The 25290-nt window shown below is 61.1% G+C and carries 17 protein-coding genes; 13 read left to right on the top strand and 4 right to left on the bottom strand.

The annotated features are described in order from the left end of the window. On the bottom strand, positions 1-235 hold a 235-nt coding region (locus tag KDL09_RS14665), incomplete at its 3' end, for a helix-turn-helix transcriptional regulator (RefSeq protein ID WP_294386489.1). A 408-nt stretch (positions 236-643) separates the two neighbouring features. Between KDL09_RS14665 and KDL09_RS14660 the strand changes: the two genes are divergently transcribed. Next, positions 644-1018: a hypothetical protein gene (locus tag KDL09_RS14660; RefSeq protein ID WP_294386487.1), complete on the top strand. Its 375-nt coding sequence runs from the start codon at positions 644-646 to the stop codon at positions 1016-1018. 609 nt (positions 1019-1627) lie between these two features. Here the strand turns inward: KDL09_RS14660 and KDL09_RS14655 are convergent. Further along, on the bottom strand, positions 1628-1972 hold the full coding sequence (locus tag KDL09_RS14655; protein ID WP_294386483.1) for a hypothetical protein: 345 nt from the start codon (positions 1970-1972) through the stop codon (positions 1628-1630). A gap of 38 nt (positions 1973-2010) precedes the next feature. Here KDL09_RS14655 and KDL09_RS14650 point away from each other — a divergent pair, with 38 nt between their 5' ends. After that, entirely contained in the window at positions 2011-2805 is a 795-nt protein-coding gene (locus tag KDL09_RS14650; RefSeq protein WP_294386480.1) for an HNH endonuclease, read from the top strand. Between the two features lie 370 nt (positions 2806-3175). Here KDL09_RS14650 and thrS read toward each other — a convergent pair whose 3' ends face one another. Beyond that, a complete protein-coding gene (gene thrS, locus KDL09_RS14645; RefSeq protein WP_294386477.1) occupies positions 3176-5137 on the bottom strand; it encodes a threonine--tRNA ligase in 1962 nt (653 codons plus the stop codon). A gap of 117 nt (positions 5138-5254) precedes the next feature. Then, complete coding sequence (locus KDL09_RS14640; protein ID WP_294386474.1) at positions 5255-7732, bottom strand: tetratricopeptide repeat protein; 2478 nt, start codon at positions 7730-7732, stop codon at positions 5255-5257. Positions 7733-8377: 645 nt separating this feature from the next. Here KDL09_RS14640 and KDL09_RS14635 point away from each other — a divergent pair. From KDL09_RS14635 to KDL09_RS14585, 11 genes are all read left to right on the top strand, one after another. Beyond that, positions 8378-8893 (top strand): sigma-70 family RNA polymerase sigma factor, encoded by a 516-nt coding sequence (locus tag KDL09_RS14635; RefSeq protein WP_294386472.1) that lies wholly within the window; start codon positions 8378-8380, stop codon positions 8891-8893. Next, positions 8890-10194 (top strand): FecR family protein, encoded by a 1305-nt coding sequence (locus KDL09_RS14630; protein ID WP_294386471.1) that lies wholly within the window; start codon positions 8890-8892, stop codon positions 10192-10194. The genes KDL09_RS14635 and KDL09_RS14630 overlap by 4 nt, the downstream gene beginning before the upstream one ends. Further along, positions 10191-12899 carry a DUF1592 domain-containing protein gene (locus KDL09_RS14625; RefSeq protein WP_294386469.1) on the top strand — a complete coding sequence of 903 codons (2709 nt, stop codon included), beginning with the start codon at positions 10191-10193 and terminating at the stop codon, positions 12897-12899. Before KDL09_RS14630 ends, KDL09_RS14625 begins: the two co-directional genes overlap by 4 nt. Beyond that, positions 12896-14020, top strand: a complete 1125-nt coding sequence (locus KDL09_RS14620) for a sialidase family protein (RefSeq protein ID WP_294386467.1) — start codon at positions 12896-12898, stop codon at positions 14018-14020. The genes KDL09_RS14625 and KDL09_RS14620 overlap by 4 nt, the downstream gene beginning before the upstream one ends. 52 nt (positions 14021-14072) lie before the next feature. Beyond that, on the top strand, positions 14073-15314 hold the full coding sequence (locus tag KDL09_RS14615) for a DUF1552 domain-containing protein (RefSeq protein ID WP_294386464.1): 1242 nt from the start codon (positions 14073-14075) through the stop codon (positions 15312-15314). After that, positions 15311-17542 carry a DUF1592 domain-containing protein gene (locus tag KDL09_RS14610; protein ID WP_294386459.1) on the top strand — a complete coding sequence of 744 codons (2232 nt, stop codon included), beginning with the start codon at positions 15311-15313 and terminating at the stop codon, positions 17540-17542. Before KDL09_RS14615 ends, KDL09_RS14610 begins: the two co-directional genes overlap by 4 nt. 26 nt (positions 17543-17568) lie before the next feature. Then, entirely contained in the window at positions 17569-20160 is a 2592-nt protein-coding gene (locus tag KDL09_RS14605; protein ID WP_294386456.1) for a DUF1592 domain-containing protein, read from the top strand. Positions 20161-20169: 9 nt separating this feature from the next. Next, on the top strand, positions 20170-21456 hold the full coding sequence (locus KDL09_RS14600; protein WP_294386452.1) for a DUF1552 domain-containing protein: 1287 nt from the start codon (positions 20170-20172) through the stop codon (positions 21454-21456). Between the two features lie 74 nt (positions 21457-21530). Further along, the gene (locus KDL09_RS14595) at positions 21531-22859 is read left to right on the top strand and encodes a DUF1552 domain-containing protein (RefSeq protein ID WP_294386449.1); all 1329 of its coding nucleotides are present in this window, start codon (positions 21531-21533) and stop codon (positions 22857-22859) included. After that, positions 22856-24337: an ankyrin repeat domain-containing protein gene (locus tag KDL09_RS14590; RefSeq protein WP_294386446.1), complete on the top strand. Its 1482-nt coding sequence runs from the start codon at positions 22856-22858 to the stop codon at positions 24335-24337. The genes KDL09_RS14595 and KDL09_RS14590 overlap by 4 nt, the downstream gene beginning before the upstream one ends. Next, positions 24334-25230, top strand: a complete 897-nt coding sequence (locus tag KDL09_RS14585; protein WP_294386444.1) for a hypothetical protein — start codon at positions 24334-24336, stop codon at positions 25228-25230. The genes KDL09_RS14590 and KDL09_RS14585 overlap by 4 nt, the downstream gene beginning before the upstream one ends. Positions 25231-25290 lie beyond the last annotated feature (60 nt).

Below are 25290 nucleotides of genomic sequence, written 5' to 3'. Positions count from 1 at the left end.
CCACCACGACCACCGCCAGCGGCTTGTTCAGCGCCTTGGACAGGCGCTCCACCGTGTCCAGCGTCGGGTAGCGCTGCTGGGTCTCGATGAAGTGCAGGCCCATGGGCGAGATGCCCGCCGCCCTCGCGGTCTCCTCCTGGGAACGGCCCTGCTCCTCACGGAGTTTGCGCAGCACTTTGCCAATCCGGCTGGTCACCGGCATTGGCCCGTTGTCAGGGAGATGATTGGATCCCATGCTTAGAATCATGCCACACCCGGCTAGGGTTTGGGAGCCAAACAATTGTATAATTTTGCTTACTCACATCCTCCCAACCGGCTCCGTGAGCGGAAATAATTCACCAAATAATCGGCTCGAAGCTGCCGCCTCCCTTCTCCCCGCCCACCGGCCTCCCGGAATCCAGAACCGGAGATCCTTCCGGAACCAGCCACTGGAGCGCCCTATTGGACCCATGGAATAGTCACACATGAAATTTACCCTCCTATGCCGTTGCAAAGCCACATTTTTGTTGCCCATCCACGGCATAGGAGGGAAAAACAACATCCATGAGCACCCTAGGCCGTACTTTTCCGACAAAATCGTTGGCGATAAAGCTGCTGACAAACCTCACGATCTGTTAACCATCCACACTGTTAGCCCAAGAAAATGAAGCTCGGTATCAGCATCGCATCGCGAGATCGCTTCTTCGGGAAGGCGATGCGACGAATCCGTCCAGCGTTCACTGAACTGGAGTGCGCGATTGAGGCACTCGATCTATCGGATCCCGGCTTCGAGAACTTCCTCATCGGGTTGACTGACGATCCCGCAGCAGATGGAGCTGAAGTTGTTTTCACTGACGCCGATACGCGGCAGGTCATGATCGGGCTGGGCGAGTATTCTCGAACCGAGACGGATGAGTCCCTCCTGGCGCGAAGCATTGCTGGTATGGTCGAAGGATTGCGCCTCACCGATGTTGAGGATGAGGGCGATTTTCGTATGCTCTTAGCAACCTTAGAAGCCAGCAACAAATCCAAGGGCTAACAAGGCGTCGATCCTAACGCCTGACCCGCCGCGAGTTCAATTTCTCATGACCATTCCACCATCAACCCCGCAGTCGGAGCGCGCCCTCGGTCAGGCGTAGGATGACTTCGACGTTAGGCGACTTTCGCACCTCATGTCCGAGTTCGCATCCATACAGCAGCTTTGGAAAGAGCATCTGAGTAGACCTTTTCCACCCGGATTGGCTGGCGAGGAGTTCGACGGCGGGTGTTTGGGTTTACTCGACTCATCGGCGGCAGGTTGCATTGACACGTTTCTTAGTGATTCGGCGCGCTCGCTTGATTCGCAGCGGCTAGAGGTTCTCAGTGATTGCGCACAGAGTCTTTCGCGCATCGTTCCGCAGTTGCCGGATGGAGGTAGAGTTTACTTTGACACGTTACGTGAGATTTCGGAGCGTGTTGTCAGGTTTTGTCGGAGAGGTTCAGATGAGACACACAACGTCGCCTAACCATGCGCTGCAGCGAACCCGGCTTGAGCGTCGCGGTTGCAATCATGGCGTCCCGCGGGCCGGGTCGCTGAGCTTTAGTCGTTCGGATCCAGCCGGTTGAAACGAAGGGGCAACGACCGAGCGCACGACTCGCCGGAACCTCCTCACTCAACCCGAACGCTGAAGCATCCGCCATTCTCGTCAGTGATGACGCCGTCCGGATGCACCGTCACAGGAACGACGAATTCCTCGGTGGTGATGGCGTCCTCAAAGTCTCGTTCGCCCTCAAGGAATTGCCTGAGTCGCGTCATCAGGTGATCAGCGATTTCTTTCTGCGCCTCCAATTCGGTTTCAAACACGGTGTAACGCTCGCCATCACTGACCGCAGGCACCGCGCCTTGGCAGAGCGTGTCGATGTAGATGCAAAATCCCGATCGAAGATGGGTCGTGTCCATACCGGAGGCGTTGACGCCGGCTCGGGGTTCACGTTCATCGAATTCAGGAGTCATGACTTTCCCACAACGACCGGCCGCTTTAGTTTCCTGGCATGGCCGCACGAAAAAACTGGACCCGTCACGAGCTGCTCATCGTGTTGAATGTTTATCACAAGCTGCGGTTCGGACTGATGCACAAAGCCAATCCGACCATCATCAAGCTGGCCGAGAAACTGGAGCGAACGGCGAGCAGCGTGGCGATGAAGCTTTGCAATCTGGCCTCGCTTGATCCGGCTTTGAAGCTCCGTGGCATCAAAGGTCTGTCGGGAGCCAGCAGGCTCGATGAAGACATGTGGAAGGAGTTTCATGCCAATCTTGTAGAAGCGGTTCCTTCAAGCGAGGAAGCCCTGCGCAAGCTGATGAAAGCGGGGCCGGAGTCTGAAATCGAAGTGCTTCCCAAGCAGGGCATCCGCATCACCAAACCTCCGCCCTCCGGCCCCACCACGACCACGGGTTCGGTCAACATCCGGCTGGGTCAGGATTATTTTCGCAACGCGGTTCTGAACAACTTTGGCGGATGCTGCAGTGTGACTTCGTTGAGCGTCCGCGAACTTCTCATCGCATCCCACATCCTGCCTTGGAGCACCCATGCGAATGAACGACTGAATGTGCGCAACGGCCTCTGCCTCTCCCGCCTTCATGATGCGGCGTTTGACCGTTATCTGATCTCCTTCGATGACAACCTGTGCCTGCTACTTTCCAAACGGCTTCGCGATGAGATGTCACAGCGTGCCGTGAAGGAAAACTTCGCAGCCTATGAAGGCCAAGCCTTGGAACTGCCAGACGACTCCGTGCTTCCCGATCCCGCATTCCTCGCAGCACATCGGGCGAAGTTCCTGAAGCAGTGAGCGGCCTGTCACACACCAGTGTGGTCTGCTCGTCGCCCGCCCCCTGCTACTCCCGCAGCACCCGAAAATAGCTCCGGCTCGGACGGCCGAAGGTGAAGCGGTAGCAGAGGTAGATGAACAGCAGCACCAGAAGGCTTTCCATGCACTTCCCAAAAGGATCGACACGGAAAAGACCGGGCCAGCCGCGCAGGAGCTGTCCACGGTGGTCGACGCTTCCAGTTCCGGACCGGCTAAAGCCGGTACTACAGAACTCGGAAACAGCGGCCTGCGGAACGTACGGAATACACGGAAGGATTCCCAACCAACCCCGAACGAAGAACCAAGAACAAGGAACTGATTACCGCGACGGAGTCGCGGACTCTACGCTGAACTACAGCCGGCGCTCCTTCACCTCATCGGTGATCTCCGCGATGAAGTCGGCGATCGGCTTGACGCCAAGGTCGCCTTTCTTGCTGTGGCGGACGGCGACGCTTTGCACGGCGGCTTCCTTCTCGCCGACGACGAGCATGTAGGGGACCTTGTCGAGCTGGGCGTTGCGGATCTTGGCGCCGATCTTGTCGGCGGCGTTGTCGAAGGTGGCGCGCAGGCCGGCGGCCTTGAGCTGGGCGAAGACGTCGCTGGCGAAGGCGTCCGCCTTCTCGCTGATGGTGAGCACGCGCACCTGCTCCGGCGCGAGCCAGGCCGGGAAGTGACCGGCGAAATGCTCGATGAGCACGCCGCAGAAACGCTCCATGCTGCCGAAGGGCGCGCGATGGATCATGACGGGACGGTGCGGCTTGTTGTCCGGACCAATGTAGCTCAGATCAAAGCGCACGGGCAGGACGTAGTCGACCTGCACGGTGCCGAGCTGCCATTCGCGGCCGATGACGTCCTTGATGACGAAGTCGATCTTCGGACCGTAGAACGCGGCCTCGCCGGGCTCTTCGGTGAAGGGCACGCCGAGCGTCGCGGCGGCTTTGCGGCAGGCCTCTTCGGCGGCATCCCACTTGGCGGGATCGCCGGTGAACTTGCTGCTGTCAGGATCACGCAGACCGACGCGCACGCGGTAGTCGTGCATGCCGAGCGTGTTGAGCACAATCTTCACGAGCGAGAGGCAGCCGAGCACTTCGTCGGCGACCTGTTCTTCGGTGCAGAAGAGATGCGCGTCATCCTGCGTGAAGCCGCGGACACGGGTCATGCCATTGAGCTCGCCGCTTTGTTCCCAGCGATACACCGTGCCGAATTCGGCGAGGCGCACGGGCAGGTCGCGATAGCTGCGCGGCTGGCTGTCGAAGATCTTGATGTGATGCGGGCAGTTCATCGGCTTCAGCAGGAAGCCGTCGAGCAATTTGTCGTCCGGCAGCACGCGGTCTTCGGTCACGACTTCGGTGCCGACGCGCTCGTTGAGCTGGCTGCGCAGCTTCGCGGACACAGCGCCGAGGCGCTCCATCATCTCGCAGCAGCCGCAGCCTTCCTTGATGATCTTGGTGAGATCGTCGTTCTCGATCACGGGCGAGAACTGGCTGTCCTTGTAGTAGGGAAAGTGGCCGCTGGTCTTGTAGAGCACCGTCTTGCCGATGTGCGGCGTGAAGACCTGCGAGTAGCCCTGCTTGCGCAGTTCCTCGCTGATGAAGTTTTGCAGTTCCTGGCGCAGCGTTGCGCCATTCGGAGTCCACAGGATCAAACCCTGGCCCACGTCCTCGTCGATGTGAAAGAGCTTTAGTTCCTTGCCGAGCTTGCGATGGTCACGCTTCTTCGCCTCCTCGAGCTGCACGAGATGCTGGTCGAGTTCCTCCTTCGTCGGGAAAGCCGTGCCGTAGAGGCGCTGGAGCTGTGGCTTAGTCTCGTCGCCCATGTAGAAGGCGCTGGCGACGGACATGATCTTGACGTTTTTGCACTTCGACGTGTAGCCGACGTGCGGACCGGCGCAGAGGTCGATGAAATCGCCGTTCTGGAAGGTGCTGATCTGCTCGCCCTCGGGAATCTTTTCCAGCAGGTCGAGTTTAAAAGTGCTCGGATTCCCCGGGCGTTCGGTGAGTCCACCGAGGCGGCCGGATTTCGCGAGGGCGATCGCCTCGTCGCGGCTCACGCCTTTCCATTCGAACTTCTGGTTCTCCTTGGCGATCTTCTTCATCTCCGCCTCGATCTTCTCGAAGTCGTCCGGCGTGATGCGGTGATCCGGCAGATCGAAGTCGTAGTAGAAGCCATTCTCCACAGGCGGGCCGTAGGCGAACTGGGCGTTCGGCCACAGGCGCAAGATGGCGGTGGCCATCACATGGGCACAGGAGTGACGCAGACGGTCAATGTCTGACATCTGGGCGCGTTCTTCGAGGGTCTTGCGTTCGGCGGACATGGTGGGTAAGAGGGGCGGGTTTAGTGCCGCAGGACGCGCTGGGTTTCAAGGTGAATACAGAGGAGCTTGATCTTCTCCCAACTCATCTGCAGAACATCGGCTCGCCCTCCGTGGATCTCAGCGACCAGATTGTCGGAACTGGAGTTCTAAAGCGGCTGCTTTCTCTGGTTTACCCATGGCCCGGTAGGTTTCAGCCAGAGCCTTCATGGCGTCGATTGTGGTGCTGTGCTTGTCCCCGCTCACCTCGCGGCGCAGGGGGAGCAGTTCCTCGTGCAGTTTGAGCGCATCCTCGAATCTGCCAAGCTTCCGGTAGGTGTTTCCCAACAGGATCATTGCGAGAAGCGTGTCGTGGTGCTTGGGGCCAAGTGCTTTGAGCCGCAGTTGCAGCAGATCCTCCTGCATCTTCAGGCCCTGGGGGCCTCCGCGGTGGTGCGAGAGATAAAACATGGTCATCAGCGTGTCAGGATGCTCGGGGCCCAACACCTTTTTCCGCAGTTCAAACACCTCCTGGAGTTTTATCGGGGAAAGCTCCCAGTGGCTGGGGCCCATCGTTGCGTCCCAAAACATTCGATAGGTGAGTGCCAGGTAATGCATGGTCATGAGTGTGTCGGGGTGCTCGGGACCGAGCACCTTCTGACGCAGTTCCAATGTCTTCTCGAACAACTCGAAGCCTTCCTTCCGGCGGCCATACCTCTGATAAATGTCCCCGAGCGTGTGCATGGTGGCGAGCGTGTCCGGATGTTCTCCGCCCAGCACCTTGCGGCGGAGAGTGAGCACCTGTTCGAGCAGTTCGATGGCTTTCTTCCCGTTACCAGCCTTGTGGTATGAAAAGGCGAGTTCGTGCATCGTGGCAAGTGTGTCAGGATGCTCCGGCCCCAGCACTTTTTGCTGCATCTCCAAAACCTCCTCACGCATCTTGAGCGCTTCAGGCCAGTGTCCGGCATGGAAGGTCGCGCGTGCGAGGAGATACATGGCCGCGAGTGTGTCCACGTGCTCCGGACCAAGTGCGGTCCGCCGATGATCGCGGATTTGCTCCAGCAGTGGAATGGCCTCCCTGTAAAGTCCCAGGGCCAGGTAAGTTCCTGCAAGAGTGGATTGCAGAGCGACACGCCGCTCCGGTTGATCGACCAGTTCGGTCTCCAACTTCCCCACCGCCCTGTCGAGCGTCTCGGCTACGGTGATGGTGCGGCCATCGCGTGTCGGGTCCGGGCTTTGAAACACTCCGGTCAGGAAATCGGAAATGGCCTCGGCCTCCTTGCGTGCCTGCTCCTTTGCATCGCGCTGAGCGGCCACTTCGGCCAGGGTGTCGACGGCACGTCTCTCAGCCTCGACTGCACGTTGCTCCTTGGCGCGGAGATTGAGAACAAACAAGACCGCGAGCCCGGTAACGAGCAGCCATGCTGCGGCTGCCGTGGTGAAGATGCCCTTGTTGCGTTTGATGAGAAGCGCGAGCTGCTTCATCACGCCGGCATTCTCCGCATTCGTGGCAAAGCCTCCCTGATAGGCCTCGATGTCCGCGCTGAAGGCGGCGATGTGCTGATAGCGCTTGGCCTTGTCCAGGGCCAGAGCCTTCATCGCCACAGATGAAAGAGCGGAGGGCACACGGCCGCCCGGCATGTGAGGTAAAGGTGGGAGGTTTTGCGATTCGAGCACCGTGCCGTTCGTGGCTGGCCTTGCTCTGCTGCTGATGGTGGTTCCGAAAGCCGTCGGTGCGGTGATGCTGGCCGTCTGCACCCTCTCCAGCACCTCCCACACATCTTTTCCCTCCACCGGCGGCCGTAGCGTGAGGATGGCGTACAGGATGCCACCAAGGGAGAAGATGTCGCTGCGCTCATCCAGTTCGTTCACCTTGCCCATCGCCTGCTCAGGACTCATGTAGTTCGGCGTTCCCATGACCGCGCCGTCTAGCGTGGCGGTGAGGGAGGCCGTAGAGGAGAGCGGACGCTCTTGCCCGCTGCTCGGATCCGGAACAGAGCGGACATGAGTGTCCGCGCTCCCGTCGAGAATCTTCGCGATACCCCAGTCCATCACCAGCACCTCACCAAACTCGCCGACCATCACGTTTTCCGGCTTCAAATCGCGATGAATGATGTTGTTGGCATGCGCGAAGGCCAGCGCGTCGCAGACCTTGCGGAAAATCGTCAGCAACCGGTCGAGCGTGTAATGCTCCAGCGCCTCTTGCTCATTCTTGCGCAAATCGTCGATGATCGCCTGCAAGGTGCGGCCCTTCACCAGCTTCATGGTGTAGTAGAGCGAACCCTCGCTGTCACGACCAAGGTCGTGGATCGGCACGATGTTGGGATGCTCAAGCCTGCCAAGCACCGCCGCTTCCTGAATGAAGCGCTGCGTCTGCTCGGCGCTGGCATTGGGGTCGAGCATGACCTTCACCGCGATCTTGCGCCCTAGCTTGCAGTCGTCACCTTCCAGAATCGCGCCCATGCCGCCTTTGGCGATGCGTTTGCCAAAGACGAAGGGCACCGAGGAATCCGGATTCGCGCCCATCACCGCCGCTTCAGGCGGAGGAGCCGCCGCCGGCTTCGTCACGGCGATGGTTTGCATGTCGTCGGGCATGGATGGATCGGAGTCGGCAATCATGCGGGTGTTGCGTTAAGCGCCAAGCTGGCAAGTCGGGACGCGTTTGGCAATGGCCGTTCGCCGAGTTGGACGTTGGATTTTGCCTCGATGATCTGCCGACGTGCTGACCGTGCGGAGGTCCATGAAGTTGCCGTTTGAGAGGGCTCTGATCCGCCTCCCTTCGGGAAGCATTTCTCAATGATCCGGCAGCTCGAAGTCGCATTAGAAGCCGTTCTCGACGGGCGGGCCGTAGGCGAACTGGGTGTTCGGCCACAGGCGCAGGATGGCGGTGGCCATCACATGGGCACAGGAGTGACGCAGACGGTCAATGTCTGACATCTGGGCGCGTTCTTCGAGGGGCTTGCGTCGGCGGACATCGTGGGTGAGAGGGGCCGTTGTCCATGCCGCAGAACGCGGCGGGATTCATGGTGATTGAGACCGCTCTCGACGCGAGAGCGGGATGAAGGTGCTCCTGCGGTTTCGGCAAGGCCGGGGCATTCTGCATTTTCTCGCCTGGGACGCGCGCTCCGGGATGCCCGGCGCCCGTTCCACCAGACGAATCAGGAAGCTCGAACGGTGCCCTGCTGCAAATCCCCAAAGAGACGGGTTCCGTCTCTCAATCACCGTGTCAGGAATTCCCGTCTCGAACCGTTGCCGAATTGTTCCATGCCCCTCGACCACGAAACCATTCTCCGACACCTCTTTGCGGCGCGTCAGCGTCTCAGCGCAGCGGCTTGGCTGATCGTTCGCGATGCGCAGGCGGCGGAGGACATTTTTCAAAATGTCGCGCTGAAGTCGGTCACGCGTGGTGCCAGTTTCGAGCACGAGGGCGCGCTGCTGTCCTGGGCCACCGTCTCCGCAAGGCGCGAGGCCATCGACTGGCTGCGGAAGCGCAAGAACGAGACGCTGGGTCTCGAACCGGATGTGCTGGAACTGCTCGATCACGAATGGCAGACGAAAGCCTCGCAACCGGAAGGCGCACGCATGGAGGCGCTACGCGAGTGCCTGGCCGACGTGCCGAACAAGTCGCGAGAGCTTCTCGAACTGCGATACTTTGAAGGCCACTCCTGTCACGAAGTCGCCGAGAAGGTCGGTGCTGGCGTTGAAGCGGTTTATCAGCGCCTCTCGCGCCTGCACCGCCAGTTGAAAAAGTGTGTCGATCAACGCCTCTCCCCCGCATGAACGACGATCTTCTCATCCAACGCCTCCTCGACGGCACGCTCACGCCTGCGGAGCATGCGGCTGTGAATCATCGCCTGCGCGATGACGCGGAACTTCGCGATCATCTGCGCGAAATCGCCGAGCAGGCAGTGGCGATGGGCGACATGGCTCGCCAGCGTGGAACTGACGCGCCTGCCGGCTCGCTTCGCGTCGCAGACAAGCGCGCCACCTTCACACACTGGCTCGCTCTCGCAGCCTCCGTCGCGCTTCTCGCTTCGAGCGCTTGGCTGTGGATGGGCCGACGGGACGCGCCGGTGCTCACCTTGGTCGATTCGTCCGGCACCGTCGTGTGGAATCATGGCGGCGAGATGCGCGTGAATGTCAGCGAGGGCGAAAAACTCGCGGCAGGCACACTGGAAACGTTGGGGGAAGCCGCGAGTGCGCAGCTTCAATTCGCCGATGGCACGATCATCTCGCTCACGGGCGAATCCGAACTCTCATTCTCCGAAGAGACCCAAAAACTGCTCGTGCTGCGCAAGGGATCGCTCTCCGCGCAAGTGAAGCCGCAGCCGCTAGGGCATCCGATGATCGTGCGCACACCGAGTGCGGAGGCGGAGATTGTCGGCACCACCTTCAACCTGTCTGCGCGTCCCGATGACACGCTGCTGAAGGTCGATGAAGGCCTCGTGAAGCTGAAGCGACTGGCGGATGGCAGTTCGATCGATGTTCCCGCTCAATCGAGCGCCGTGGCATCGCTCAACAGCAGCCTCAAGCTCGATCCTGCCGTCACGCCGGAGCCGCTCACACGCTGGCGTTTTGATTTCACCACCGTCGTCCCGCCGCAGATCTGGCGCGGAATCTGGCATGACACGCCGGAGGGCGGTCGCATGGTCGCCAGTCCTTATGTCGCGCAAAAGACGAAGGAAGGTGCGGTCGTCACCCACTTCGGCGTTTCCGTGCGCACCGGGTATCTCAATCCCCCGCTCGCGCTGGTCGTCACGGAGACAAGCGTGATCCGCTACCGCCTCAAACAAACGGAAAGCGCACCGCTTCAGCTCATGCTGCTCACCAACCAGCCTGCGGGTGGATTCGGCGGCAACTTCGAGTGCAAGATCGGACGCGATGAACTCCACCCGGATCCGCAGGGCTGGTGCGAACTCGAGATTCCCATCGACCGCTTCAAACCGGTGGACCGTCGGCCTCATGTGCGGGCGCGTCATCCCACGCCGGTCGGTAACATCGTCGCTTCCTTCCTGCTGTCCTCGTTCAAGCAGGACACCGGCCTCACGGTCGCGCAATTCGAGCTTTCCACCCTTCCATGAGGCACCTGCTTGCGGCCGCACTTTTAATCCCTGTCTCAAGCAGCGCTGCTGACTTCCGCACGTTTCTCGACACGCACTGCCTCGACTGCCACGACAGCGATGCGAAGAAGGGCGATCTCGATTTGTCTGGCTTTACGGATGAAGCCGCCGTGATGCGTGATCGCGGCATCTGGCGCTCGGTCTATGAAAAGATCGAGTCGCATCAGATGCCGCCGCCGAAGCAAAAATCCCAGCCGACCGAAGCGCAGCGGCAGGAACTCATGGCGTGGATCATGGACATCGCTGCGCGGCCGGATCCGGTGCTGGATGCGCTCGATCCGGGGAATCCAGTCCTGCGACGTCTCACCCGCCTCGAATACAACAACAGCGTGCGCGATCTCTTTGGCCTGGAGATGGACGTGTTCATGTTTCCTGAGCGCTTGCCGCTTTCCAACAAGAGCTACTTTCAACCTGCGAGCGGAAGGATGGGCGATAGCGTCGAGGTCTCCATGCGCGAGTATGGATTGAAGTATCCCGTGTTGCTGCCCGACCTCGGTTTGCCCGGTGAAAACCGCGCGGAACACGGCTTTCGCAATCGTGGCGAGGCCATGAACCTCTCGCCGATGCTGCTGGAGCAATACCTCGCCGCCGCACGCGAAATCGTTGCCAGCCCAAAACTGCCGCAACTCAGCAGCATCTTCCGCACACTCATTCATGACCCCGCGCAGCCGCTGAAAGCCCAGCCTGTGATCGAGGAAGGCGAGGTGAATACCTGGACCGCGTCGAAGGAGTTCGCGCCCAACCTGAACCTGCCGTTTCAGGCCAAAAACGGTGCGGTAAGCACGCTCGATTACCAGTTCCGCTTCGCGATGCAGACCGCAGTCGCGGACGGCACGGGCGGCGTGTGGGATGCGACCGGACGCAGTATCGTCATCAAGGCGGGACAGCCCATCCGCGTGCGCTTTGCCTCGAAGTCGCTCGTCACCACGGCACACGAGGATTTGTGGGTCGCGGGATTCTCGACTGCTGGCGAGACCTCTGGTGAGTCGCTCTTCACGAATCACGAGAAGCAGGAGAAAGTGCTCACGCTCGACTTCACGATCGAAGGCGGCGTCGGCGGTGAAGGTATCACCGAACTGGCCTTGTGTGCGTTGAGTCGCGACAAGGAGTCGGGCACAATCGAAATGACGGCGTTGTTCAGCGGCGGTGGCACTTCCCAGCTTTCACATGATTTCATCACCGGAGGTGGGCGCGGCAACACCTTCTTTGCCTTCCGCGCTCCGAAGAATGAACACATCGTCGGCCTGCGACTCGATGGCTCGAAGTTCAGCGGCAACTACGCACTGTTCGATGACCTCGCTTTCCTCACCGATGGGGCGACCGCTGTTGCCGTTGCGCCAACAACGGAGCCGGGGCAGAAAATGTCCGAGAGGGAAAGACGCAACGTGGCGCGTGAGCGTCTCACCCCTTTCCTCGCTCGCGCCTTCCGTCGTCCCGTCGATGACAAAACCGTCTCACGCTACATCGAAGTCTTCAACGATGCCCGTGATCGTGAGTTGTCGTTCGAGGACGCGATGACAGCCACTCTGGCCGCCGCGTTGACCTCGCCGGAGTTTCTCTACATCGCGGAGACGGGCACGGGCCACGGTAGTGTGAAATCGCTCACGAATCACGAACTCGCTACCCGGCTTGCTTTTTTCCTTTGGGCAGCGCCGCCGGATGACGAACTGCTCGGTGCTCGACTCACGGATCCCGCCGTGCTGGAAGCGCAAACCCGGCGCCTGCTGCGCGATCCGCGTTCTCGTGAGCTGAGCGAGTCCTTCGCCACGCAATGGCTGCGCTTGGATCAGCTCATGACAGCGAAGCCTGACCCCAAACTCTTCAAAGGGTTCTACAGCGGCCCGCAGGGCAAGGTCACGCTGCACAGTTCCATGCTGGTCGAGGCGCTGCTGCTCTTTGAAACCGTCCTCGTCGAAGATCGCAGCATTCTCGATCTGCTCGCCGCCGACTACACCTGGCTCAACGGACGACTCGCAAAGCTCTACGACATCGATGCGGCCACGCTTTCCAAGACCGCCAACAGCAACGTGCTCATCGACGCCAAGCAAAACTCCAAGTGGATCCGCGTCCCTTTGAAGGACCAGCGCCGCGGCGGTTACATCACCATGGCCGGCCCGCTCACCGTCACCTCGCTGCCAGTGCGCACCAGTCCGGTCAAGCGCGGAGCTTGGCTGCTCGAAACCATCTTCAACCGTCCGCCGCAGGAGCCCAAGGTCGCCTTTGCACTCAAAGACGAGCCGCAGTCGCAAAGCACGCCGCAGACCGTGCGCGAGCGCTTCGAGCAGCATCGCGACAAGTCCGCGTGCTTTTCCTGCCACGTCCGTCTCGATCCGCCCGGCTTCGCGTTGGAGCGCTTTGACGCCATCGGCTCCTGGCGCGACAAGGACGGCAGCCAGTCTGTCGATGCCCGCGCCGAATGGAGCGGCACTCCCTTCAACGGCCCCGCCGAATTCAAAGCACTGCTCGCTCAAAACCCGCACGAGTTTACCCGCGGCTTCATCGAGCACCTGCTGAGCTACGCGCTCGGTCGCGAACTCGCCGTCTATGACATGCCCGTCGTCGCGCAGATCGAGGAGGCCGCGAAAGTCGACGGTTGGAAGTTCAGCCGCGTGATCGTGGAGATCGTGAAGTCCTATCCCTTTACCCACATCCGCAACACACAATGAAACACCTGCTTATCCTCGCCACGTTCCTGACGACAGTGGCCTTTTCCGCCGAGGAATCGCCCGCCGATGAGAAGATCCGCAATGACCTGCCGCTGGGAGGTGATTTGAACCCGAACCCAAAGGTTGGTGCGTTTGTGGTCGTCGGTCACGGAGCGCGCATCATTGTGTCGAAGGACGATGGCAAGACGTGGCAGCAGACCTTCTTCGCCGCGCCGGGTGCGGATCACGGCCCGTGGGCGACGAAGACGGTGGCTTATGGCGATGGCGTGTTTGTCATCGGCGTGGGCTGGGGTGGCGCGACGATTTATCTGGCGTCCGATGATGGCATGAAATGGAGCCACCTCACGCACGGCAAGGTGAAGCTGCCAGAGGGCAAGGGTGATCCGTTAATCATGCCCGGCACGTGGAAGATCGCCGCGGGCAAGGGTGCGTTTGTCGCCGCCGGTTACATGACGATGACTTCCACTCGCGACCTCGGCGCGAGCTTTGGCACCTTCAGCATGTGGGGCGCCTTCAAAGACGATCCGCGCGGCTACAAACTCAGCACACATCATGTCGGCCCCGTTTACTGCGGCGATGCGAGCGGACGCTTCCTCGCGCTGGGTGACAATCGCGGCAAAGAAGGTCCGAAGTTCGGTCATCTCTTCGCCAGTGATGATCTCGGCAAGAGCTGGAAATGGCTCGTGCCAAAGGGACTCGATGCCTCCACCGGACGCGGCACGTTGGAATCCAACGGCAAGCTGCTTGTGATGACCGACGCCGATGCCGCCAACGCATGGACCAGCAGCGACGGCGGCGAGACCTGGGATGGTCCGCACGCCACCGGCACGAAGCGCGCCACGCTTAGTGTGGTGGGGGCCGAGTTCTGGCTCACCGGCAAACCGGGCCGCGCCAGCGCCGACGGCAAAACATGGAGCGACCTGCCCGCCACCGTGCCTGCGGGCCAAGTCATTGCCAGCGACAAAGGCACGCTCATCAGCATCGACAAGCCGCGCTTCAATATCCTGCGCAGCACGGATGGCGGCAAGAGCTGGAACGAAGTTCACAGCTTCACCCCACCCGAAATCAAAGGTGGTGCGCAGGGCCTGCGCGACGGTGCGTTCGGCCTAGTGGCACCTTGAACGGTCTTTGTTCTGTCAGGAGAATCTCTTCCGCAGCGTTGCATCCACGATCATGATCGCCCGTCCCGTCACCCGCCGCCATTTCCTCCGCGCCGCCGGAGTTACGCTGGGACTTCCATGGCTTGAAAGCCTCGGGAAAGCCGCCCCGGTTGCACCGCAGCGCTTTGCCTTCATCTACACACCCAACGGCTACAACCAGGCCGCATTCCTGCCGAAGAAAACAGGAGTGGATTGGGAACTCACCCCCACGCTTTCACCGTTGGCGAAGATGAAGGACGACATCACGCTCATCACCGGCCTCGACCGACAGTTTGTCGGCGGCACCGGGGTGCATGCGCAATGCGGATCATGCTGGCTGACCTCCTCCGCTCCGCAGGAGACACTCGATGGCGGTTTCCCGACGAACACGACGCTCGATCAAGTCATTGCCCGACAGATCGGCGCGGACTCGCTGCTGCCGTCGCTGGAACTCAGCACCAATGACCACGCCGATAACAAGGAGACGCGCTACCACGAATGCATTTCCTGGTATGCGCCGGGTTACGCGGCCAACGTCGAGAAGAACCCGCGGACAGTCTTCCAACGCCTCTTTGGCAAACCCGATGGCAATGCGACCCGCAGCGTGCTCGATGCAGTGATGGGAGATGCGAAGGCGCTCAACGCCCGACTCGGCCGCGATGACCAGGAGAAGCTCGGCGAGTATCTGGAGAGTGTGCGCGCCACGGAGACGCGCATCCAACGCGCCGAGAAACTCGCCCGACAAATGCGCAAGCCACCGCTCCCCGAACCGGCGGGCATTCCCGAGACACGCGGCGACTACCTGCGGCTGCAGGCAGAGTTGTTCGTGCTCGCGTTTCAAAACGATCTCACCCGCGTGGCCACTCTCGTCATCGATCCGGAGCGCTGGGACTCGCCGCGCATGTTTCACGGCCTGTTCGACAAGCCGCAGAATCACCATGTGCTCACCCACACGAAGGGCGACGAAGCGAAGGCCGCCGTGGCGAAGATCGACCGTTTCCACGTCGAGTTCTACGCCCACGTCGTCGAGCGTCTCAAGGCCACCGGCCTGCTCGACAGCACCACGCTCGTCATGGGCAGCGGCATCAGCGATGGCGACCAGCACAATTACGCCGACCTCGAAGTCCTCATCGCCGGAGGTGGCTGGCAACGCGGCCACTTCCACTACGAAGGCAAGCGCCCCCTCGCCGATCTCTGGCTCACCATGGCGCAGCGGGCAGGCGTGAAGCAGGAGCGCTTCGCCGACAGCACGGGAACCTTGAACGAGCTGACATGAGAGCCGCCGCCATTCTGCTACTCGCATCATGCGCGCACGCATTCGCTGCCGCGCCACCGCGTGCGGTGCTGGAGCGCTATTGCATCGATTGTCACGATGCCAATGCGAACAAGGGCGATGTCGATCTGGACTCCATTCTCGGCGACGACATCGTCAAACACGCGGACACCTGGGAGACGGTGGTGAAACAGCTCAACGCCCGCCAGATGCCGCCCATCGGCAAGAAGCGGCCCGATGACGCAGGCTACGACGCAGTCATTCAGCAACTCACGAGCGAACTGGACAAGCAGCCACCCAGCCCGGGACGTGGCCCCACGTTGCGCCGGCTCACACGCGTGGAGTATCAAAACGCGGTGCGGGATCTGCTGGCGGTGGATTTCGATGCGAAGGCCGCCTTCCCCACGGATGAGATCAGCCATGGCTTCGACAACGTCACCGTTGGCGACCTGCCCCCTGCCCTGCTCGACCGCTACATCACCGCCGCGCAGAAGATCGCGCGGCAGGCTGTCGGCACCTTCGACAATCCGGAGATCACAACGGTGCGCGTGCGTCCTGACATCACGCAGGAGTATCACGTCTCGGGTCTGCCGCTCGGCACGCGTGGCGGTGTGCTCATCCCGCAGGTTGTTTCTCGCGAGGGCGATTACGACGTGCAAGTCCGCCTGCAACGCGATCGCAACGAGCAGGTGGAGGGCATGAACGGCGAGCATGAATTGCAGATTCTCGTGAACCGCGAGGTGAAGGCCGAGTTCACCGTCAAACCGGCGAAAGACAGAAATTACGAGAAGATCGACGCGCATCTGAAGACGCGGCTGCACCTCCCCGCCGGTCAGCACGACATCGGTGTCACCTTCCTGCCAAAAGGTTCCCCCGTGCTCGAACGATTGCGGCAGCCTTACAAGTCCAGTTTCAACCTCCATCGCCATCCACGACTCTCGCCGGCGGTTTATCAGGTCACCATCACGGGCCCTTACAACGCAAAAGACATGGGGGACACCCCAAGCCGCCGAGTACTCTTCGGCGCCGGCTCAACCGATGCTAAAGCCGTGCTCACGCCGATAATGCGCCGTGCGTGGCGGCGTCCGATCACGGACGAGGACCTCGCACGCGTGCTGCCCTTTGTGGAAGGAGCAAAGAACTTCGAGTCAGGCATCGAATCGGCGATCGCCGCCATCCTAGTCAGTCGTGAGTTCTTGTTCCGCACCGAGGCTGAGCAGCCACAGTCGCCCTATCTTCTCACGGATCTCGAACTCGCTTCCCGTCTCTCGTTTTTCCTCTGGAGCAGCCTTCCGGACGATGAACTGCTATCGCAAGGTCCTCTTGATGTCGAGGCACAGGCCCGCCGCATGCTGCGTGACCCACGGGCGAAAGCCTTGGTGACGAACTTCGCTGACCAGTGGCTCTACCTGCGCAATCTCGACTCCATCACGCCCGACGCGCGATTGTTTCCTGACTTCGATCACAACCTGCGCGAATCCCTGCGCACGGAGACGAACCTGCTCTTCGCCGATGTGATCGAAAACGACCGCAGCGTGCTCGAACTGCTGCGCACCGACCGCACCTGGCTCGACGAGCGCCTCGCTGCGCACTACGGCATCCCGCACATCCACGGCTCACGCTTCCGCGAGGTAAAACTCGCGCCCGACTGGCAGCGCGGCGGCCTGCTGCGTCATGGCAGCATCCTGACCGTGACGTCGTATGCCACGCGCACCTCGCCGGTGATTCGCGGGCACTGGATTTTGAAAAACCTGCTCGGCGCCTCGCCTCCACCGCCTCCTCCCAATGTGCCCGCGCTTGATGGCGTGATCAGCGAATCTCTGCCGATCCGCGAACGCCTTGCCCAACATCGCGAAATGGCAGCCTGCGCCAGTTGCCACAACTTCATGGACCCCGTCGGCTTTGCGCTCGAAAACTACGACGCTATCGGTCGCTGGCATGCCGACGCCGACTCGCACGGCGGTTTCGCGGATGGCAGCGAGTTCGAAGGCGTGAGCGGCCTCGAAGACGTGCTGCTCAAGCGCCCCGAACTCTTTGTCACCGCTTTGACGGAAAAACTCATGACCTACGCCCTCGGCCGCGGCCTCGAACCCGAAGATGCCCCTGCCGTGCGCCAGATCGTCCGCCGCGCCAAGGCGAACGGCTGGAAGTTCAGTGAGATCATCGTCGGCATTGTGAAGAGTCCGGTGTTTGGCAATCCCTCATCGGTCGGAAGCGCACTCGATAGATGACAGAGCTTCCTGCGTTCACGCGCGGTATGCGTTTGCTTCGACTCGTCATTACTGCTTTCACTGCGTTTTGTTGCGGCTGGGCTTTCGGCTTTGCTCCGGGCGACGTTTTTCTCGAGACGCACTGCTGCGAGTGCCACGACGGGGATTCCAAGAAGGGCGGACTGGATCTCACATCACTTGCCTTTGATCCGCTTTCGCCGCGTTGGGTGAAGGTTCATGACAAGGTGCAAAATGGTGACATGCCGCCGAAGAAGGCGGATCAACCTTCGGCGGATGCGCGGAAGGCTTTCCTCGCTGAGTTGGCGAAGCCGCTGGTGGAGGCGGATCTCGCGAAACAGGCCGCGAATGGTCGCGGCGTGGTGCGAAGGTTGAACCGCATCGAGTTTGAGACCGCGCTCAGCGATTTGCTGCACGTGCCATTGCGCATTCGCGATCTCCTGCCGCCGGATGCGAAGGCGGCGGGATTCGACACGGTGGGGGCGGCGTTGAATGTGTCGGCGGTGCAGATGGAGTCGTATTTGCAGGCCATCGATGTGGCGATGGATGAGGCGACGAAGCTCATCGAGCAGCCGCCGGTGAAAAAATGGCGGCTCAGCTACCTCCAGACGCACGGGATGATGGAGGAGTATCGCCGGAGCGGGCCGCACACGCCGGAACCGGATGGCATCGCGATGTTCGCGCCGGACTTTTTCTCGCACATGAACTCGTTGCTCGACACCTGGGTCGTGCCGCATTCAGCGCGGTATCGTGTGAAGGTCGCGGCGCGGGCGTTGCGCTCGAAGGAGCCGGTCACGCTCACGGTTCGCATGGGCGGACCGGGGCACAAGGAGAGTGATGAGGTGCCGCGCCAGGTGCTCGGGCATGTGAGCGTGGACGAAGCTCCCGAGGGAAAAGGACAGGTGTTTGAATTCGATGCGCATCTCGAGCGCGGTCAGATGTTCCGCATCTATCCGTCATCGCTCCGGAAAATGCGCTTCGAGGGGCCGCAGTGGTATTTGAAGCAGAAGGATTACCAAGGCCCTGCCGTGGTCGTGCAATGGGTGGAGGTGGAGGGGCCGATTTACGACGCTTGGCCACCAGCCTCACATCAGCGGCTCTGGGCGGGCGTGCCCGTTGAGCCGATTCCCGATGTGGAGCCGAACAAAGACGTGAACGCCCACCTCGACTCGCCGCCCAGCGACACCGCTCGGCCGCGCCTCACACAGCTCCCGAAGTCGAAGCGCAACAAGGAAAGCGGCAACCGCAACATCTACGACCCGAAGCAAGGCATCGGCGGCGAGATGCTCTACAAGCGCACACGGGTGAATGAGCCACTTCATGCGACGTTGCGGCTCGCGTCTGCAAAACCTAAGGACGATGCCACGCGTCTGCTCACCTCCTTTGCTGCCGCGGCTTTTCGTGGCGCGGAGAATCGTCCGCAGCCCTTCATCGCGCTCGTGCATCGCTGGCTGGATGAGGGCGTGCCGTTCGAGCAGGCCATGCGCAGCGGCTACAAGGCGGTTTTGACCTCGCCGGGCTTTCTTTATCATCAAGGCGGCTCCTCCGAGCCCCAGCTCGCGAATCACGAGATCGCTGAGCGGCTGGCCTTTTTCCTCTGGAACTCATCCCCCGATGAAAAACTGCTCCAGACCGATCTCAGCGATGCCAAGGCGCTTCAGGCGCAAACCGAGCGCATGCTGAGCGATGCGCGTTCGGCACGTTTTCTCGATCATTTCCTCGGCGAATGGCTGGATCAGCGCCTGCTCGATTTCACCGCGCCTGATTCCGATCTCTATCCGGAGCACAGTGAGCTCATGCAGTGGTCCATCGGCGAGGAGACACGTGCCTTCTTCCGCGAGCTGCTCCAAAACAACCTCAGCGTTCAAAACATTGTTCATTCCGACTTCGCGATGCTCAATGATCTGCTCGCGAGGCATTACGGCATCGGTGGGGTGAGCGGCACCCAGTTCCAAAAAATCTCGCTACCTGCCGATAGCGTGCGCGGCGGTGTTTTGACTCAGGCGAGCGTGCTCAAGGTCACCGCGAACGGCACCAGCACCTCACCGGTCATCCGTGGCAAATGGGTGCTGGAGCGCATCATGGGCATCCCGCCAGATCCACCACCGCCCGGCGTGCCCGCCATCGAGCCCGACATCCGCGGCGCGGTCACCGTGCAGCAGCAGCTCGAAAAACATCGCAGCAGCGCGAGCTGCTCCACCTGCCATGTGAAGATCGATCCACCCGGCGTCGCGCTGGAGAGCTTTGATGTCATTGGCGGCTGGCGCACCACCTACCGAGCCCTGAAACAAGACCGCGACTCCAATCGCATCCGCTATCTGCCGGACGCGCCGCCTCCCATTCTCTACAGCGAAGGCCTTCCCGTGAACTCCTCCGACAAGCTGCACGACGGCCGCGCTTTTCAAAACATCCGCGACTTTAAACAACTCCTCCTCGCCGATCCCGACCAGATCGCCCGCACCGTCGCGTCCAACCTTGTCGTGTATGCCACCGGTGCCCCCATCAGCATCGCGGATCGCCAGGAGATCGAGCGCATCATCGCCAAGACTCGCGAATCCGGTCACGGCTTCCGCTCAATCATCCACGCGGTTGTGCAGAGCACCCTTTTCAAAACCCGCTGAGAAATCGTCATGATCACCACCCGTCGTCAATTCCTGCGCGCCTCCGGCATCACGCTTGGGTTGCCTTTGCTCGAATCGCTTGCGCCACGCGGTCTCCGTGCGGCGGAAGGTGGCATGCCCGGCTTCAAATCGGATGGCGTTCCGCGCCGCATGGTTTGCATCTGCAACAACCTCGGTCTGCATTTGCCGAACTTCATCCCGCAGGCCAGCGGACGTGACTACAAGGCCTCGCGCTACTTGAAGATCGTCGAGGATCTGCGGGAGCAACTCACCGTCTTTAGCGGCGTGTCCCATCCCGAGGTGGATGGCGGTCACGCGGCGGAAAAGAGCTTCCTCACCGCCTCGCCGCATCCCAGCGGCTCCAGTTTCAAAAACACCATCTCGCTCGATCAACTCGCCGCCGATTACATCGGGCGCGAGACACGTTTCCCCTCGCTCGTGCTCACCGCAAACGGCCAGCAGTCGCTCTCGTGGACCCGCGCCGGTGTGCCGATCCCGGGCGCGACCTCACCCGCGCAAGTCTTTGCGAAGCTCTTCCTCAACGGCTCCTCCAGTGAGATCGACGAACAGGTGCTGCGTCTGCGCATGGGCCAGAGCATCATGGACACTGTGCATGATCAGGCGAGGGCGCTCACGCGCAGCCTGAGCCATGAGGACAAGGTGAAGTTCGACGAATACCTCACCTCCGTGCGCGAGGTGGAGCAGCAGATGCTCCGCCAGCAGGAGTGGGAGAAGAAGCCGAAGCCCAAAGTGAAGGCGAAAGCCCCCAAAGACATCCGTGACCAGGGCGATGTGATCGGCCGGGCCAAATTGATGTTCGATCTCACGCACCTGGCGCTGCAAACCGACAGCACGCGCCTCGTGACGGTCATGATGGAAGGCTTCTTCATCACACCGCCCATCGAAGGCGTCGAGGAAGGCTACCACACGCTCTCCCACCACGGCCAGAACGCCAAGAAGCTCGAACAACTCGCCTTGATCGAAGACGAGCACATGCGCGCCTTTGGCGACCTGCTGCGCAAGCTCAAACAAACCCAGGAAGACGGCCAGAGCGTGCTCGACCGCACGATGGTGCTCTACGGCAGCAACATGGGCAACGCCAGCAGCCACGACAATCGCAACCTCCCCGTCATCCTCGCCGGCGGCGGCTTCAAACACGGCCAGCACCTCGCCTTCGACCAAGGCAACAACCACCCACTCGCCACCCTCTACGTCAGCATGCTCCAACGCCTCGGCATCGAGACCGACCGCTTCGGCAGCGGCACCACCACCATGCGCGGGCTAGAGATGGCGTAGGTTTTGGCTGGTGTGGGGATCGCTCAGGTGGGAAGATTTGTCAGTTTCCCACGCTCAACGCCGTTTCACCCGCCATGAGCACCTTCACCACGCGCAAAGCTTTGTCCCGCCGCCATCTGCTGCGCGGCATGGGGGCGACGTTGTCGTTGCCGTTTCTGGAGGCGATGATCCCGGCGGCCACAGCCGCGAATCGGGTGGTGCAGCCGGCAAAACGGCTGAGCTACATCTACATCCCGATGGGCACCGATCACTCGCGGTGGAATCTCGGCGCGACGAGCACGCTGGAGCAGCTTTCGCCCATTTTGAAGTCGCTGGAGCCGGTGCGGCAGCATTGCACGGTGATCTCGAACCTCGAACTCGAGCCTGCGTATCCCGGCACGCACGCCACGTCGAATGCGAGCTTCCTCAGCGCCGCACGCGTGAAGCACACGGAGAGCAGCGACTACTACAACGGCACCACCGCCGACCAGATCGCCGCGAAGGCCATCGGGCAGCAGACGCAGCTCCCGTCGCTCGAACTCGCGATGGACTTGATGCAGGTCGTCGGCCAATGCGACAACGGCTACGCCTGCGTGTATCAAAACAATCTCTCGTGGTCCTCGCCCACCACGCCGTTGCCTGCCGAGGCGCATCCGCGGCTGGTGTTTGAGCAGCTCTTTGGCGATGGCGGCAGCAAAACGGATCGTCAGGCCGCTTTGCAGCGCCGGGCGAGCTTGCTCGACTTCATCAAGGACGACATGCAGCGCCTCGCGAAGCAGCTCGGCCCGCAGGATCGGGATCGTGTGAATCAATACCTCGACAGCATCCGCGAGGTCGAGCGCCGCATCGAAAAAGCGCAGGCCGCCGTCGCGGAGAACGAGCTGCCGGACCTCTCCCGGCCCAGCGGCGTGCCCGCGAGCTATGCGGAGCATGCACGGCTCATGTTTGACCTCCAGGTCCTCGCCATGCAGGGCGATGTCACGCGCGTCATCACCTTCCAGCTCGCCCGCGAGACCTCAAACCGCACCTACCCCGAGATCGGCGTCAGCGATCCGCATCATCCGCTGAGCCACCACGGCAATGATCCCGCGAAGATCGAGCGCATGTCGAAGATCAATGCCTTCCACGTCAGCCTCTTCGCCGAATACCTCGCCAAACTCGCCGCCGTGAAGGAAGGCGACGGCAAGCTCCTCGACCACACTTTGCTCCTCTACGGCAGCGGCATGGGCAACCCCAACGTCCACGACCACACCAACCTCCCCATCATCGTCGCCGGTGGTGCCAATTCGGGTGTGAAGGGCAATCGCCACCTCAAATACGAAAAGACCGTCCCGCTTGCCAACTTGCACCTCACGTTGCTCGACAAGGCAGGAGTGAAGATCGACAGGTTCGGCGATAGCAGCGGAATCATCGAAGTGCTGTGAAACGATTGCTGACCATTGTAGCTCTCAGCACGATCCGCGTCTTCGCGGTCGATTTGCCCGACTTGGCCGAAAAGCAGGACTGGAACGCGGTTTCCGCTCAAATCGCCTCGAAGGCCGATGTGAATTCCGCGCAGGCCGATGGAGCGACGGCGTTGCACTGGGCGGCCTACCATGACAAGGCCGAGATCGTCGAAAAACTGCTCGCCGCGGGCGCGAAGGCCGAATTGGCGAATCGATATGGCATCACGCCGTTGCTGCTCGCATGTGAAAACGGAAGCGAAGACATCGCGCGAACGCTGTTGAAGGCGGGAGCCAATGCGCAGGTGAAACGACGCGGCGGTGAGACGGCGCTCATGGTTGCAAGCCGCACAGGTCGCGTCGGTGTGGTGCAGGGCCTGCTCGAAAAAGGTGCGAAAGTGGACGCTCAAGATCGTGAGGATCAAACTGCGCTCATGTGGGCCGCGGCGGAGGGGCATGCGGAGGTCATCGAGTTGCTCGTCAAGCATGACGCGAAACTCGATCATCGGCTCGAATCGGGTTTCACGGCTCTCTTGTTTGCCGCGCGAGAAGGACGGACCGCCGCTGTCAAAAAGCTGATTCAGCTTGGCGCGAGTGTGCATGACGCCATCGATACCCAGGAGTCCACTGGAGGCCGCGATGCGCCGAAGGGCACCAGCGCGGTGCTTTTGGCTGCCGAGAACGGTCACTTCGAGCTTGCGATGGATCTCATCCGTGCCGGAGCCGACCCAAATGACATGCGCAACGGCTTCACTGCGCTGCACACGATCACCTGGGTGCGCAAGCCGCCGCATGGCGACGACGAAGCCGGTCAGCCGCCGCCGGACACGCATGGCAAACTGAGCAGCCTCGATTTCATCCGCGAGATCGTGAAAGCCGGTGCCAAAGTCGATGCCACGCTCGCGAAAGGAGCCAAGGCGAAGGCCTTTGGCGCGATCAACTTCCACGGTGCCACGCCTTTCCTGCTCGCGTGCCGCAACGCCGACCTGGAGATGATGAAGCTGCTCGTTCAACTCGGCGCGGACCCACACAAACCGAACGCCGATGGCTCCACGCCGCTGATGGCCGCTGCAGGCCTCGGCTGCTATGCGCCCGATGAAGAAGCCGGCACTGAAGATGAATGCGTGGCCGCTTGCGAGTATCTCATCAGTCTCGGCGCGGACGTGAATGCCGTAGACAAGAAAAAACAGACCGCCATGCACGGCGCGGCCTACAAAAGCCTGCCAAAGGTCGCCAAACTCCTCGCCGCGAAAAGCGCAAAGATCGCCGTGTGGAATCAGAAGAACGACCGCGGCTGGACACCGCTGCTCATCGCGCAAGGCTTCCGCCCCGGAAACTTCAAGCCTAGCGTGCCAACGATCGACGCGATCAGCTCCATCATGCGAGCGAACGGCGTCGAACCGCCACCGCCGCCAGATCGGGATGCTCTGCCGAAGAAGAAAGGCTACAACCAGCAATGAAACTCATACTGCTCGTCCTGGCATCGCTGTGTTTTCCACTCTCTGCCGCAGAACCGCTGAAGCTTCTTTTTGTCGGCAGCAGCAGCATGTATTGGAACGATCTGCCGCGTGAGGTCGCGAAAGTTGTGGATGGCAAGATCGCCGGTCACGTCGGTCGCGCAGTCATCCCAGAGGCAGTCGGTCGCAGCGGCAGCGACATCCGAGTCTATCTCGAACCGAGTTTTAACCGCTACGAGTATGGCGTGAAGCCAGAGCAGACCTTTCTCGATAAGATCGCGGAGGAGAAGCCGAACATCGTCGCCATGATGGTCGTGTGCCGGTTCATCATGGGGGATGAATCGCCGAAAGATGGCAGCCCAGATCATGCCGCCGCCGTCACCCGATACTGTGAAGCCATCCGTGCCGCCGGTGGCGAACCGATGTTCTACGAGATGGGCTGGGGCAAGACCGAACGCGAGGCCGAGGGTCGAAAACGCATCTTTGATCTGGCGGTGAAGAACAAAATCAAGCTCTTCGCGCCCTGCTCCACCGCGTGGGCGCGAGTTTATGACGAGCGCCCTGATCTGGCCCTTCAACATCCGCAGGACAGCTCCCATCCTGGTGATGAAGGTCATTTTCTAAACCTCGCCTGCTTCTACGCTGCGCTCACCGGCGAGTCGCCCGTCGGTAGACTGCCGCGTACCTTCCACGTCTGGCCGCATGGCAAATACGAGCCGGACAAAGCCATCCTCGCAACGTTCAAACCGGATGCCTATCAGGCGAAGATGGCCAAGTGGATGTTCAAACACATGGCGATGAACCAAACTGCGTCGCTCGACGAGAAAACAGCCCTATATCTCGAAAGCGTTGCCTGGGAGAAATGGCTAAGTCTCCGCTCCCAATTGCATCAGTAACGTCGAGCCTCCTTTTCAAACAGCATTCCGCCTCATAAAGAGCCACTCGTTTTCACGTGA

Source organism: Prosthecobacter sp. (assembly GCF_020439865.1).
In the GTDB taxonomy this organism is placed as follows: domain Bacteria; phylum Verrucomicrobiota; class Verrucomicrobiia; order Verrucomicrobiales; family Verrucomicrobiaceae; genus Prosthecobacter.
This window is presented reverse-complemented; position numbering and strand designations above follow the sequence as displayed.